At 52.3% G+C, this 13,446-nt stretch carries 11 protein-coding genes; 9 read left to right on the top strand and 2 right to left on the bottom strand.

All coding sequences use genetic code 11. The annotated features are described in order from the left end of the window. Nucleotides 1-19: 19 nt before the first annotated feature. A complete protein-coding gene (locus tag AB1805_12485; GenBank protein MEW5746241.1) occupies nt 20-1,330 on the bottom strand; it encodes a nucleotide sugar dehydrogenase in 1,311 nt (436 codons plus the stop codon). Nucleotides 1,331-1,572: 242 nt separating this feature from the next. Between AB1805_12485 and AB1805_12480 the strand changes: the two genes are divergently transcribed. The 7 genes from AB1805_12480 to AB1805_12450 all read left to right on the top strand — a co-directional run bounded on the left by AB1805_12480 (nt 1,573) and on the right by AB1805_12450 (nt 9,712). Next, nucleotides 1,573-2,787, top strand: a complete 1,215-nt coding sequence (locus AB1805_12480) for an O-antigen ligase family protein (protein MEW5746240.1) — start codon at nt 1,573-1,575, stop codon at nt 2,785-2,787. After that, nucleotides 2,784-3,548 carry a glycosyltransferase family 2 protein gene (locus AB1805_12475; GenBank protein MEW5746239.1) on the top strand — a complete coding sequence of 255 codons (765 nt, stop codon included), beginning with the start codon at nt 2,784-2,786 and terminating at the stop codon, nt 3,546-3,548. Before AB1805_12480 ends, AB1805_12475 begins: the two co-directional genes overlap by 4 nt. 96 nt (nt 3,549-3,644) lie before the next feature. Continuing rightward, nucleotides 3,645-5,822, top strand: coding sequence for a methyltransferase domain-containing protein (locus AB1805_12470; protein ID MEW5746238.1), 2,178 nt, complete (start codon nt 3,645-3,647; stop codon nt 5,820-5,822). 112 nt (nt 5,823-5,934) lie between these two features. Beyond that, nucleotides 5,935-6,882, top strand: coding sequence for a glycosyltransferase family 2 protein (locus AB1805_12465; GenBank protein MEW5746237.1), 948 nt, complete (start codon nt 5,935-5,937; stop codon nt 6,880-6,882). Next, entirely contained in the window at nt 6,879-7,772 is an 894-nt protein-coding gene (locus tag AB1805_12460) for a DUF6492 family protein (GenBank protein MEW5746236.1), read from the top strand. Before AB1805_12465 ends, AB1805_12460 begins: the two co-directional genes overlap by 4 nt. Before the next feature lie 114 nt (nt 7,773-7,886). Further along, nucleotides 7,887-8,516 carry a class I SAM-dependent methyltransferase gene (locus AB1805_12455; protein MEW5746235.1) on the top strand — a complete coding sequence of 210 codons (630 nt, stop codon included), beginning with the start codon at nt 7,887-7,889 and terminating at the stop codon, nt 8,514-8,516. A 149-nt stretch (nt 8,517-8,665) separates the two neighbouring features. Further along, complete coding sequence (locus AB1805_12450; GenBank protein MEW5746234.1) at nt 8,666-9,712, top strand: glycosyltransferase family 9 protein; 1,047 nt, start codon at nt 8,666-8,668, stop codon at nt 9,710-9,712. Here AB1805_12450 and AB1805_12445 read toward each other — a convergent pair. Beyond that, entirely contained in the window at nt 9,707-10,519 is an 813-nt protein-coding gene (locus AB1805_12445) for a glycosyltransferase family 2 protein (GenBank protein ID MEW5746233.1), read from the bottom strand. The two genes, AB1805_12450 and AB1805_12445, sit on opposite strands and share 6 nt — an antisense overlap. Before the next feature lie 62 nt (nt 10,520-10,581). On the opposite strand from AB1805_12445, the gene AB1805_12440 reads away from it, so the two are divergent. Continuing rightward, entirely contained in the window at nt 10,582-12,372 is a 1,791-nt protein-coding gene (locus tag AB1805_12440; GenBank protein MEW5746232.1) for an ABC transporter ATP-binding protein, read from the top strand. Between the two features lie 166 nt (nt 12,373-12,538). Further along, nucleotides 12,539-13,444 carry a glucose-1-phosphate thymidylyltransferase RfbA gene (gene rfbA, locus AB1805_12435; protein ID MEW5746231.1) on the top strand — a complete coding sequence of 302 codons (906 nt, stop codon included), beginning with the start codon at nt 12,539-12,541 and terminating at the stop codon, nt 13,442-13,444. Nucleotides 13,445-13,446: the final 2 nt, after the last annotated feature.

Below are 13,446 nucleotides of genomic sequence, written 5' to 3'. Positions count from 1 at the left end.
TAGAGTTTAGGGTTTGCCTCTATAGCTTCCAGTAGCGCTCGAAGCCGGCTCCGGCAACCGTATCGGCATCGAACATGCCCTTCACATCGATGAGCACCGGCGCGTGGTTGCAGAGCGATTTCAGCGCCTGCGGGGAGAATGCCTGGAAGCGGTCGTGCCTTACGGCAAGGATAACGCCCTCGTAGAGGCAGAAGTCCTTCGGGTCGGCGATCAGCTCGAGCCCGTACTCTTCCTTCACTTCCTCCGCATCCGCTTCAGGATCGAAGATGTAGGGATTGACGCCGAAGTCCCTGAGCTCGTGGTAGATATCGATTACCCGCGTATTGCGCACATCCTTCACATTCTCTTTGAAGGTGAAGCCCATGATGAGCACCTTGCTCCCTTTGACCGGCGTGCCGGCCTTTATCAGCTCCTTGATCGTCTGTTCGGCGATATACTTGCCCATGTAATCGTTGATCCGCCGACCGGCGAGGATCACCTCCGGGTGGTAGCCGACCTCCTGGGCCTTGAAGGTGAGGTAGTAGGGGTCCACGCCGATGCAGTGGCCTCCCACCAGGCCGGGCTGGAAGGGGAGAAAGTTCCACTTCGTCTTTGCCGCCTCGAGCACCTTCATGGTATCGATGCCGAGCCGGTGGAAGATGATCGAAAGCTCGTTGATCAGGGCGATATTCAGGTCCCGCTGGATGTTCTCGATGACCTTCGCCGCCTCCGCAGTCCTGATATCGGCAGCCTTGTGGATGCCCGCCGTCACCACGCTCCCGTAGAGCGCGGCGAGGAGGTCGGTCGTCTCGTTGTCCTGGCCGGCGACCACCTTCACGATCCCCTCGAGCCCGTGCACCTTATCGCCGGGATTTATCCGTTCGGGAGAATAGCCGAGTTTAAAGTCCGCGCCCGCCCGCATCCCCGAATGGCGCTCGAGGATCGGCCCGCAGATATCTTCCGTGACGCCGGGATAGACCGTCGACTCGTAGACGACCACAGCGCCTCTGCTCAAATTCCGTCCCACCGTCTCGGAGGCGGACTGCAGGGGCTTCAGATCAGGGAATTTATGCGAGTTGATCGGCGTTGGGACCGCAACGACGACGACCTGGGCCTCTTTCAGCCGGGCGGGATCGGCAGTGAAGGAGACCGATGCCTTCTTTATATCGTCGGTGGCGACCTCGAGGGTCCTGTCGAATCCCGCGGTCAGCTCCCTGATCCTCGACTCGTTGATATCAAAGCCTATGACCTCCGGAAATTTCTTGCCGAACCCGACACAGAGTGGCAGCCCGACATATCCCATGCCGACGACCCCTATTCTTTTGTTCCCTGCAATATAATCCCCTATCATGTATCCTCCGTTTATGAGCTCTGTTCTCTGCTGATTAAAGGAGAAGGCGCCGACGTTCTCGAGGTCCCCCGCACTACAGATAATGATATAATAAAAAGCTTTAAAAAAAAACCATGTTCTTGCCGGACGGGATTCCCTCTCCCGGCTGACAGGCAGCAGTACTGAATGAGCGCCTCTGTACTCACGGGCGCCGCGTATGGAAATAGAGTACTACAATCTCTATAATAGTAGGGACATTTATTATGCACGAGACCGTTTTGCCTTATAAGGAAGGAATCGGATCGCACCAGGCAGCCGGTTTAGCCGACAGTCTTCTGCTCGGGAGCCTCTGCTGCCTCTTCTTCTTCATCCCCCTCGCTACGTCCCCGGCAGAGATAGCAGGGGGCTTGGTCCTGGGCGTCTGGGTCCTTTCGGGAAAGTTCATGAAAGACCGAAAGGAGTGGCTCAACCAGCCATGGACAAAACCGGTGTTATGCTTCGCAGCGTTGCCATGGATAGGCCTCCTCTGGACCAACGATCCTGCGGCAGGGCTCGAGTTTGCGACAAAGAGCCATAACTGGCTTCTTGCTTTTGCGGTTGCGTCCCTCTGGATGTCTAAAAACAATGCAAACCTTCTTATCATCTCCTTTTTGGCGGGACTGGGGTTGCTCTCAACCGCCTCCTTGCTGCAGTACGCCGGTCTTACAGCGCCCTCGCGATGGATTCCGACGATCTTCAGCAGCAAGTCCATAACCGCCTCGCTCTGGCTGGTGCTGGGCATGCTGCTCCTGTCGTTTCACTTCTCCCACGCGAGGAGGGCGCTGTCCAAAGCAGCGATCCTTTTTAGTATGGCGCTCTTTTTCGTAACGCTCGCTCTCGGCGTCGGGCGCTCAGGATACCTTGCCTTTGTCCTCCTCTCTCCTTTCATGATCTCGACCATGATGGGCAGGAGAAAACATCTGCTCGTTACCAGCGCGCTCTCTCTTATCATGATAAGTCTACTGTTCTTGTCACCGACAGTCAGAAGCCGGATCGCCCTGGTCATCAGCGGCGTAAATGAGTATCACCAGACCAATTCGGGGTCCTCGACCGGAGAACGGTTGCATATGTGGAAGGGTGCAGTAAAGATATTCTCCGAACAGCCGCTCATAGGCGTCGGCACCGGGGGGTATCCCGGGGAAATAGCGAAGTATGAATTCTCCGACTGGCCTCCCGAACAGCGCAGGTTTGCCCACCCCCACAACAGCTTTCTCCATATGGCCGCCAGCTTCGGGATTATCGGGATAGCCTCTTTGTTCTGGCTGCTCTACGTATTTCTTTCCAAAGGCTGGCGCCATCGATCGGGTCATGCCGGCTTTTTTGTATTCTCCTTCGGTCTCGTCCTCCTGATAGGAAGCCTGACCGACACCTTCTTCCTCTCGACCGGGCCGGCAAAACTCTTTGCCCTTTTAGCAGGGATAAGGACCGAGCTGCGATGACCGGCACGCTCCCCCTTTCCGTCGCCATTATCACCAAGAACGAGGAAAAGCGGCTTCCCGACTGCCTGAAGAGCGTCTCCTTTGCCGATGAAATCGTCATCGTCGATTCGGGCAGCACCGATAAGACCCCCGATATCGCCCGGGAGTTCGGCTGCCGGTTTTTTGTCGAGGAATGGAAAGGGGATGGGCCCCAAAAAAATAGCGCAGTAGAGAAGTGCAGCCATGAATGGGTACTTGTGCTTGATGCTGATGAGAGGATCCCCGCTGAAACAAGGGAGCATATTTCCCGCATGCTCACCGGCCAATGCGCCCTTGCCGACGCCTATAGTTTTCCAAGGAAAAGCGTTTTCCATGGGAAATGGATAAAGAGTTGCGGCTGGTGGCCTGACAGGATTGTAAGACTTTTCAAAAAAGGCAAGGGGAAGTTCCATTCCATTACTCACGGACAGTGGGGGACGACCGGAGTGCTGGAAGATCTGAACGTCTGTATAGAGCACTACTCGTTTTCCGATTATGCAGATATGATAAGGCGTGCAGACACGTATTCCACCATGCTTGCTCAAGAGCTTTTTAAGAAAGGGAAAAAGGCAGGGTTTTCCACTGCCCTGCTGCATGGAAGCGCAGCCTTCGCCAAGGCGTATTTCCTGAAGAGAGGGTTTCTCGATGGAAGAGACGGTTTCGTTATTTCTCTTACCAAGGCCCTCGGCTCGTTTTTCAAATACGCGAAGCTCCTTGAGCTCCAGAGAAAAGATGGAAAGTAGCTCTCGACAGCCCCGTTTTCTCTTCATCTTCGGGACGCGTCCCGAGGATTTTACCTTTCATTACATAGATCAGGCGAAGGATTTTGGTGAAAGATAGTGAAAGAATCAATGCTTTTTAAAAATATCCTCCCACTTCACCATCTAACGAAGAGGCAGATATATCGGCAGGCCCTCACGCTCAAAGGAAAGGGGCAACTTTATGATACCTCCAGCCCTATCAATAATGAGATATTCAACGGCAGCATTGATCGTTTCTGTGAAATTGCCGCTCGATTGAAATATTCTAGGAAAGTCCTTGATATCGGCGCAGGGAATGGCATTTTAGTGTCACTCCTTTCTAGCCTCGGGCATGAATGCTACACCGTAGATATTAACTCTCCGGCTGATGCGGTACTCGATATGTATAAGGCGAAGGGAATTCAGTTCCAGATATGCAATGTCGAGATTGATCATCTCCCCTTTCCTGATAGCGCCTTTAATGCGGTAGTCTGTTGTCAGGTTCTGGAGCATTTCACCCACTCTCACCTGGAAGTCATGAGAGAGATACATCGTGTCCTCACCTTGGGAGGCTTAGTAGAAATCGATGTGCCTAATGCTGTTTGCTTCCGAAACAGAAGCAGGATGTTGCGGGGGAAACACATTACATGGGATTACAAAGAACATTATTTGTATTCCAATCCGGTTTTGTACAAAGGATATTCTTTCTATCCTCTGAGACATAATCGGGAATTTACAAAAGACGAGCTTGAGTTGCTCTTAAACGCAAGCAGTTTCAGAAGTATTGACGTTTACTACATGAAATCACGCAGGCATAGAGAGGGACTGAAAAAGGTCGCTTCGATCGGATCGTCGCTGAGGGATGCTATCCCCTCATTTAGAAAGACCCTGATCGCTTTCGGCGTGAAAGACGCCGATGCCACTCCTCCGGGGAGTGAGAGAGCGAGAAATAAACAAAAATGGCTCGTTCTCTCCCACGCATTCAATATGGATGGCCGGGCAGCAAGCCAGACGATTACTGATAAAATTCCGCATCTTCTTGCAAAAGGCATCGAACCGGTTGTACTGAGCAGCATATCGAGCAGAAAGGACGAAAAGGTTGCGCACTACCGAATCCCCCCTCTCGGCCCCGCGGGTCTGCGCTTCGACCTTCGCCACCTGCTGCGCCAGTACATACGCAATAGGGCTACTTACCGTTTGCTCATGGGTCTATTTTCACTTCTAACTTTTCCAGTCTATATGGTTGAAGCGCTCCTTATCAGGTTAGAGGTCCAATGGTCCTGGTTCTTAAGCGCCTATCTTGCCGGAAGCCGAGCGGTTAGCAAGCACAAGCCAGCCCTTATCTATTCGACCGGCGGGGCAAATTCGGCTCACGTCGCAGGCTATTTGCTTGCACGTCGTTTCGGCTTGCCGTGGATTGCCGAGATTCACGACCCGCTCGTGCTGGGCAGCAAGCTGCCAACTACCATGCGAGAGCGATTTACTGCCTGGGTAGAAAAGATAGTCTGCCGCCACGCTGACGTCGTCTGGTGGTTCACGGAAGAGGCTCTTGCACGCGCAAAAGCGCGGCACCCAGAGTTAGGCAATCGTGGATATTGCCTTATTCCAGGCGCGGACAAACCATCTATCGTTCGACTGCCATACCGTCGGAGCAGCAGAATCGTAATCGCCCATTTTGGATCGTTGTCTGAAACGCGCAACCTTGAATTCTTTCTGTCCGGACTACGGCGGATGATTGATAAATATCCTGAGCGAAGAGATATGGTCCGACTGCATGTTTATGGCAGCAAGTTGGATCCTGTCTCTTCCCACGCCTTACATGAGTTTCCTTATCCGGAGATGGTTGCATGTTTTGGAAGGCTGGAGTTTGACGCTAAAACTGGTGAGAGTGGGCGTGACCGTGCCTTAAAGCTTATGAACTCTGCTGACTGTCTGCTTCTTCTGCATGGGAATGAACCCTTTTGCGAGGAGTATATTCCTTCGAAACTGTACGAGTACTTCTGGACTCAGCGCCCTATTTTAGCTCTTGCCTGGTGTAATCCTCAAATGGAAAGCATGCTTCGCAGTAGGGGACATTGGGTTGTGCAAGCCGATGATGCAAATGCCATTGCAGCTACACTGGACAATCTCTACGAGCGATGGACGAATAACGAACTTGCTGATTTAAACAGCGTTTCTCCTTATACGGTTGAGGCAGCTGTGCAGGCGTTATGCGCGTGGGCATATCAAGTAATTGTGACATGCGAGTCAAACAAAAGATCGTGCACAAAGAGATAAAGAGTGGTACTGTAGATAAGGGGATTTCAAGCTATATGCGCGGAACAATTAATTTTGCACACCATGACATCCGGTTGGGCCTACATACAATATAATTATACGAGGTTATTGGATGCAAATCAGCATTGTTATCCTAAGCTATAACCAGTTTGAAGAAACGACAAAACCTTGTCTCCAAAGCCTTGCTGAGGATCCAGACTTCTCGCAATGGGAGATACTTATCGTTGATAATGCATCCGATGCTAAGACAAGGACATGTCTTGAATCAGCAAAAAGAATCTATCCCTCTGTTCGGTTCATATTGAACGAGAAAAATGTAGGTGTTGCGGCGGGCAATAACATAGGCATTGCCGCATCAACTGGCGATGTGGTTATCCTCTTGAATAGCGACACCATCTGTCCAGAAGGAATGATTGCCCGCCTTACCGCTCACTGCGATCAGAGCCTGTCCCCCGCCATGGTGGGGCCGGTTACTAATGCAGCAGGTAACGAGCAAGGCATCTGTACGACTGCATCGGATGTAGCGGGCAAAATTCAACAGGGTTTGCGGTATGCAAATTCCGGAAGTGCCGAAAGCCTAACCGCATATCGCCTTGATTTCTTTTGCGTTGCTATTACTCGGCAAGCGCTCGATAAAATAGGACCTCTTGATGAGAGATTTGGGCGCGGCTATTACGAGGATTTTGACTACTCTTTACGGGCAAAGAGAGCTGGATTACGGATAGTTATAGCCGAAGATGCTTTCATCTATCATCGCGGCAGCGCTAGTTTCAGTAAAATGCCGGATGATGTGCGGACACTTCTCAAACGGAACAAACAGTTAATACGAGAAAAGCATGGCGCAAATGTTCTTTTCCCTCATGCCCGTGAAGGCAACATCTCGGTGCTTGCACAGTATGCTAAAAAACGGTTTCATGGTGAGGAGGTACCGGAATACCGGGTAGCCAACCGGATTCAGCGCGCAATTAATGACCAGCCCAAAGGCTGGTTTAAACGGTGGGGATATATGCGCAGGGTACATGCACTAGCAAGGCAGTTCGGCATGGAGAATAATCAGTGAGCGGAATCACCCTGTTCTGCAAGAGCTATCGGAATGATCTTGAGCGCGCAGTATCACTGGTAGAGAGCATACGCACATTCAATCGTTCTTCTCTTCCCCTCTCAATCTCTGTACCATTGACTGATCTTGCACTTTTCAAAAATCGCATTGGAACAGAGGATGTACAGTGGTTGACCGATGAGGATATTATCAGTGCAGACCCAGAACTTAGCATCAATAGCTATCATGCGTTGCCCGGCCAACTTTCCCAACAGATCGTGAAGGCCGAATTCTGGAGGGCAAATGCTTTATCCTCTTGCCTTTGTATTGATTCCGATTCTATCTTTATCCGCGACTTTGACTGGACTGACTTTCTCTACGCCGGGGACATCCCGTATACTGTAATGCATGAAGGGAAGGCATTTCATGAGTTCTGCATGAGCAATGGGGTATCTCATGCTGTTAAGACCCTGATAAGTACGCAGGAGGAGTTTCGCGGAATGTTTGTTCGAAAGGGGCCGCTTTATAATTTTGGACCATTTCCTGTCACATGGCATCGCTCTGTTTGGGAGGATTTGTCTGAACAGTTTCTCAAGCCGAGAAATATGACAATTGCGGAGGCCATCCGACTTCATCCAAGCGAAGCTTTCTGGTATGGTGAGGCGTTGCTGAAATACCATTCGATACCAATCGTGCCACGTGAACCGTTCTTTAAAGCATATCTTTACCTTGAGGAATACGAACATGATAAGGACAGAGGAGTAACCCATGAGATGTTGAGCACTATTTATTCCGGCATAGTATATCAGTCTAATTGGCATCCAAAACGACTGAAGGGAATCAAGAATATTGCCTACAAATACAAGAAGGCTATAAGAGGGATAGGGCAAGTGCTACGTTTCAAGACCTAATCAATAGCAACACCGATAGCTACAATGAGCAAACTTGTTCATGTCCGAACCAATATTTTTGATAGTATATGCATCACTTTAAACTAAAATAAGCTCGAGGATATCTGCAATACTATGCCAGAATTTTCTGCTTATTATGAGAATGCCAGAAAGGAAATAGCACCGCTAGTGCCTCAAGGCGCCAAGTCGGTTCTGGAGATCGGCTGTGGTGCTGGAGGGACACTTCTTTGGCTGAAGGAAGATCTCGGCTTTGAGGTATGTGTCGGAATTGAAGTCGAGGCACGGGCAGCCGCCAGAGCCCGACAAAAAGGGCTTGCCGTTCTTGAAACTGACATTGAAAAAGGCATCCCTTTTATGAACTGCTCTTACGACCTCCTGTTATGTCTAGATGTTATAGAGCATCTCGCAAACCCGTGGCGCGTAACAAAAGAACTTAGTACTCTTATTAAGCCAGGAGGATATTTGATCGTTAGTCTTCCCAATATTGCCCACATCTCGATTCTATCGGGACTACTTTTCCGCGATCGATGGGACTATGAGGACTCTGGCATCCTAGATAGGACACATCTACGTTTCTTCACGAGACAGACTGCCTACGGCCTCCTTAACGAGGCTGGATTTGAGGTTATTGGACATAGGCCGAGGTTTGCTCGAAAGACTCACCGAAGACTGAATTTTCTCACTATAGGGATATTTGGAAGATTTCTGACCTATCAGAATCTTTTCCTTGCCAAGAAGCGCTAGTCTTGCATACGGGATATCTTCAATGCTAAGGGAGTTGATAAGACACCATCTTTAAGTTGACCAGGCGAAGAGGAATTAAACCGCTTAAAGAAAACAAGGCAGCGGAATCGAAAAATAGGATCCATCATTTAACGGGCACGCTACACCTTATGAAAGCGTTAAGACACAGTAGAAATATACTTGTTATAAATCTCAAATACATCGGCGACACCATCTGGATGTATCCACTTATCAAAAACCTACGATACAATATTCCTGATGCAAAAATATCTGCGCTTGTAAATGAGGGGACGGAAGCATTCCTAAAACTCTTGCCGGAACTGCATGAAGTTATCGGGCTCAGGCGGAAAGAGATGAAGAGCAAGGCCGGTTATCTAAAGTTTGCTGGGTTTCTTCGGGATATTAGAAAAAGGAGCTTCGACTCGGTTATTATCCTCTCGAATTCGGATAGACCTACACTCATCGCGTTGGCGACTGGAGCTTCAGTAAGAATCGGTTTGGAGTCGGACAGCTGGTGGCGAGCTCACTTGCTAACTCATAAGTTTCAGTGGGATCATGAAAGGAATCCCCACATGATCGAACAGCATCTCCAGCTGCTTACCGACTCGGGGCTTCACCTCTACGATACGCGGTTGACGATCACCGTGCCCGATGCGGTTGTGAACACGGTAAAAGAGCGGTTCCCCGTTGTACAGAAGCAGGAGCGGAAAGCGGTGCTGATCCATCCCGGCTCGCGGACCAGGTTCAGGCAGTGGGGCAGCGGGAATTTTGCTGCAGTCATCAACGCCCTCGCCGACCGCTACCGTATATTCCTCGTGGGCGGCCCCGGTGAGCAGGGAATCATCAAGGAGATTATTGAGGAACTGCACCGGAGCCCCGACCTCGTCACCACAGATCTCAACCTCCTCGAGTTTGCCGCCTTATGCACCTTCAGCGATCTCTTTATCGGGAACGATACGGCGCCGATTCACATAGCCGCGGGAGTCGGGGTGTTCGTCATCGGAATGTACGGGCCGACCTTCTCGAGAAATTGCGGTCCCTGGACCGAGAAGAGAGCCCTGTTCGATGTCAGTACGCTGCCGTGCAGACCGTGCAGGCAGGAGGAATGCTGTGGTCCATCGTTCAGGGCCTGCATCGAAGAAATAACACCCGAAACGGTTATCAAGAAGGCTCGGGAGGTCTTGAGCGCATCATAGATATTTATCGACGCCGTTGCTGCAAAAGTAGCCGCTCGCAGCCTGTGCCTTTTCCAATAGTCCGATATTACGTTCAAGGTTATCCCGGTCATAGTATGGATGGAAAAGATGGTAACAACAAGCGCGAAACTTCAGATCCTTTCTTTTCAGCCCATACTTGTAGAGGCGGACCGCCAGCTCGGAATCCTCTTTCCCCCACCCCTCGAAGTCCTCATTGAACCCGTTTACCGCAATGAAGTCGTTTCTATAGAAGCTCATATTGCAGCTCCGTATCCCTCTCAGGCTTTGCGAGATGCGGACCAGCGGCAGGGGAAGACGCAGCGCATTCTTGATATTGTTCGCCTGCCCCTTGCGCGCGAGATCGAGGAGTCTTAGCAGCGAGCGGTCCTCGAGCGAAAACGAATCGGAGATGCCGGCGCCGAGCAGCACTCTATGCCCCTGGATGAAGCAGCCCTGCCGGGAATAACGGAGATGATCCTCTACCAGTGCGGCAGCAGGAATGCAATCATCGTCGCACAAGATGATATACTGTCCCGAACTGCGGGCCACTGCCTTGTTCCTGATCCGCGCCGCCCTGAATCCCCTGTCCTCATGCCATACATGCACGATAGGGACATTGGCAGCCGCCCTCAGTGCAGCAACCATGGCAGCAGTATCATCCCGGGAGCCGTCATCGGCGATAATGATCTCATCAGGCAGGCGGGTCTGGCTCAGATACCCTTCAATGACCCTTGTCAAGTAGTCCGGACGGTTATAGGTGCTGATTACAACAGAAACCTTTATCGATAGAGCACCACGCGATTGCATTATGGTAAATTATAATTTAAACTACGTGCGGAAAACCACGTCCCCCGAGGGGATTCGAGGCGATGAGAGAGGATATCAAGGAGCTGTTTGCGCAGTACAATCCGGGGAGATGGAGAGGAGATATCGCTCTCATCTGGCGCCTTGCGCACCCCCATCTCGGCCGGCTGGTTGCAGCGGTCCTCTGCAGCGGCGTCCTGTCCGCCATCAATGGCGCCATTGCGTGGATGGTCAAGCCGGCGCTCGACTCCCTGCTCGTCAGCAAGACGCCGGGGATACTCCTTCTCCTGCCCGCGGGAGTGATGCTTCTCTTTCTCCTCCGTGGGGTCTTCACCTTCTGCACCAATTACCTGATGAGCTCTATAGGAGCGAAGATAGTGCGCGATATCAGGAGGAGCGCCTATGACAAGCTGCTTTCTCTGCCGATGTCGTTCTTCCAGCAGACCACCAGCGGCTCTCTCGTCTCGAAGGTCCTCAACGATGTCGAGCTGCTCCACCTTACCGTCGCCCACACGATCAAGGACTTCTTTGTGGCAGGAGGGACCGTGATCATACTCGCGGGGGTCGCCGTTTACCGCAGGTGGGATCTCGCGCTCCTCTCCTTCGTTGTCATCCCCCTCATCGTCTTCAGCATAGGCAGGATGGGAATGCGCATGAAGAGGACGAGCCTGAATACGAGGAAGCTCATTTCGCAGGTGACCACGATAATACACGAAAGCCTCCAGGGGATGAAGATCATCAAGGCCTTTACCATGGAGAGAACGATGAGGTCCCGCTTCGAGTCGGCGACGGCAGAGCATTATCGCAATGTAATGCGCGAGACGCGGATCGACGAAGCCTCATCGCTGGCAGCCGAGGTCTTCGGCGGGCTCGGCGTCGCGATCATCCTTTTCTACGGGGGACACCTGATCGTCTCGAACGAGATCACCCCGGGCGACTTCTTTTCGTTCGTTGCCGCCGTGCTGATGATCTACACTCCCCTCAAGAGGCTGAGCAGGGTGAACAACAGCTTCCAGCAGGCGCGCAATATCATGGGGAGGATCGGCGATGTGCTCCTGGCCGAGGAAGAGCGGAAAGGCGGTACGGAGAAGACCGTCAAGGGTGAAATCCTCCTCGACAATCTTTCGTTCAAATATCCCTCTGCCGCAGACTATGCGCTTGCCGGTATCGATCTGAACATACGCCCCGGCGAGATTATCGCGCTGGTCGGGCACAGCGGAGCAGGCAAAAGCACCCTTGTCGACCTGATCGCCGGATTCTGGCAGCCCGCGAGCGGACGCATCCTCATCGACGGCAGCAGCATGCAGGAGTGGTCTCTCGCGAGCATCCGGGAGGGCATCGGGATCGTAACGCAGGAGGTGGTGCTCTTCGACGATACGGTGCGCGCGAATATCCTCTTCGGCCGCCCCGAGGCCTCAGACGAGGAAATGATAAATGCGGCCAAGGCTGCCTATGCGCACGAGTTCATCATGAGCCTGCCCCAGGGCTACGACACCAGGATCGGGGAAAGGGGGACCCTCCTCTCCGGCGGACAGAAGCAGCGCATCACCATTGCCCGCGCCGTTCTCCGCAACCCGGCCATCCTGCTCCTCGATGAGGCGACTTCCGCGCTCGATACCGAATCAGAACAGAAGGTGCAGAAGGCCCTCGAACGCCTGATGGTCGGGAGAACGACCATCGTCATCGCTCACCGGCTCTCCACGGTGCAGAAGGCATCGCGCATCATTGTCATGAACAGGGGAAAGATCGTACAGGAGGGACCGCACGAAGAGCTCCTTATGAGAGGCGGCTTTTATAGAGAGCTCTATACCATGCAATTTGCCCCCGTTGATAAAACAGCGATTCGAAAATCCTGAGTTCTTGGCAATAGCTCTGCCTGTCCATCGTGAACCCTCCCTTTTACGTCAGGCTCTTACGCTTTTATTCTTCCCTTGTGATTATTGTATAATGCTTTGATATATGCTGAAATCCCCCAACTGCAAGCACAGAGGGGCGCTCATCTTTTTTAAGTGAGGGAATGATTTGAAAGGCATTATCCTGGCCGGCGGAAGCGGAACACGGCTCTACCCGGTTACCTTGTCGGTCTGCAAGCAGCTTTTGCCGGTTTACGACAAGCCGATGATCTACTACCCCCTCTCGGTGCTCATGCTCGCGGGCATACGGGAGATCCTCATCATTTCGACGCCGCAGGACCTGCCGAGATTCAGGGATATCTTCGGCGACGGGTCGGCGCTGGGGCTGTCGCTCTCCTACCGGGAGCAGCTTCAGCCACGGGGGATCGCCGAAGCCTTCATTCTGGGAGAGGACTTTATAGAACAGGAGAGTGTCTGCCTGATCCTCGGCGATAACATCTTCTACGGCCACGGCATGACCGACGTATTGAAAAAGGCGGTAGGGGAGGTCACGATACAAGGCGGGGCAACGATATTCGGCTGTTATGTCAATGACCCCGAGCGGTACGGCGTGATAGAATTCGATGCCCGGGGCAAGGCCCTTTCCATAGAAGAGAAGCCCAAGGTCCCGAAGTCTTCGTATGCGGTGACGGGCCTCTACTTCTACGATAACGACGTTGTGAGGATAGCAAAAGAGGTCAAGCCCTCCCGGAGGGGAGAGCTCGAGATAACCGATGTCAATTCGAGGTATCTCGCAATGAATACGCTCAGGGTCGAGCTGCTGGGGAGGGGATACGCCTGGCTCGACACCGGCACCCACGAGAGCCTTCTCGAGGCAGGGGAGTTTATCGCAACGATCGAGAGGAGGCAGGGATTGAAGATAGCCTGTATCGAGGAGATCGCTTACAGCCTGGGATACATCACCGCAGAGCAGCTCGTGCGGCTTGCAGAGCCGTTCAAGAAGAATGGCTATGGACAATACCTTATGCGTCTGGCCACGCACCCCCTCCCGCAGAGCGGCCCCTATACCAGATAGCT

The organism is Nitrospirota bacterium (genome assembly GCA_040752355.1).
Lineage (GTDB): Bacteria > Nitrospirota > Thermodesulfovibrionia > Thermodesulfovibrionales > Dissulfurispiraceae > JBFMCP01.
This window is presented reverse-complemented; position numbering and strand designations above follow the sequence as displayed.

Bases quoted from the DNA above. Each gene is read 5' to 3' on its own strand.
- AB1805_12485 (MEW5746241.1), bottom strand. From the start codon at position 1,330: ATGATAGGGGATTATATTGCAGGGAACAAAAGAATAGGGGTCGTCGGC.
- AB1805_12480 (MEW5746240.1), top strand. From the start codon at position 1,573: ATGCACGAGACCGTTTTGCCTTATAAGGAAGGAATCGGATCGCACCAG.
- AB1805_12475 (MEW5746239.1), top strand. From the start codon at position 2,784: ATGACCGGCACGCTCCCCCTTTCCGTCGCCATTATCACCAAGAACGAG.
- AB1805_12465 (MEW5746237.1), top strand. From the start codon at position 5,935: ATGCAAATCAGCATTGTTATCCTAAGCTATAACCAGTTTGAAGAAACG.
- AB1805_12455 (MEW5746235.1), top strand. From the start codon at position 7,887: ATGCCAGAATTTTCTGCTTATTATGAGAATGCCAGAAAGGAAATAGCA.
- AB1805_12450 (MEW5746234.1), top strand. From the start codon at position 8,666: ATGAAAGCGTTAAGACACAGTAGAAATATACTTGTTATAAATCTCAAA.
- AB1805_12445 (MEW5746233.1), bottom strand. From the start codon at position 10,519: ATGCAATCGCGTGGTGCTCTATCGATAAAGGTTTCTGTTGTAATCAGC.
- AB1805_12440 (MEW5746232.1), top strand. From the start codon at position 10,582: ATGAGAGAGGATATCAAGGAGCTGTTTGCGCAGTACAATCCGGGGAGA.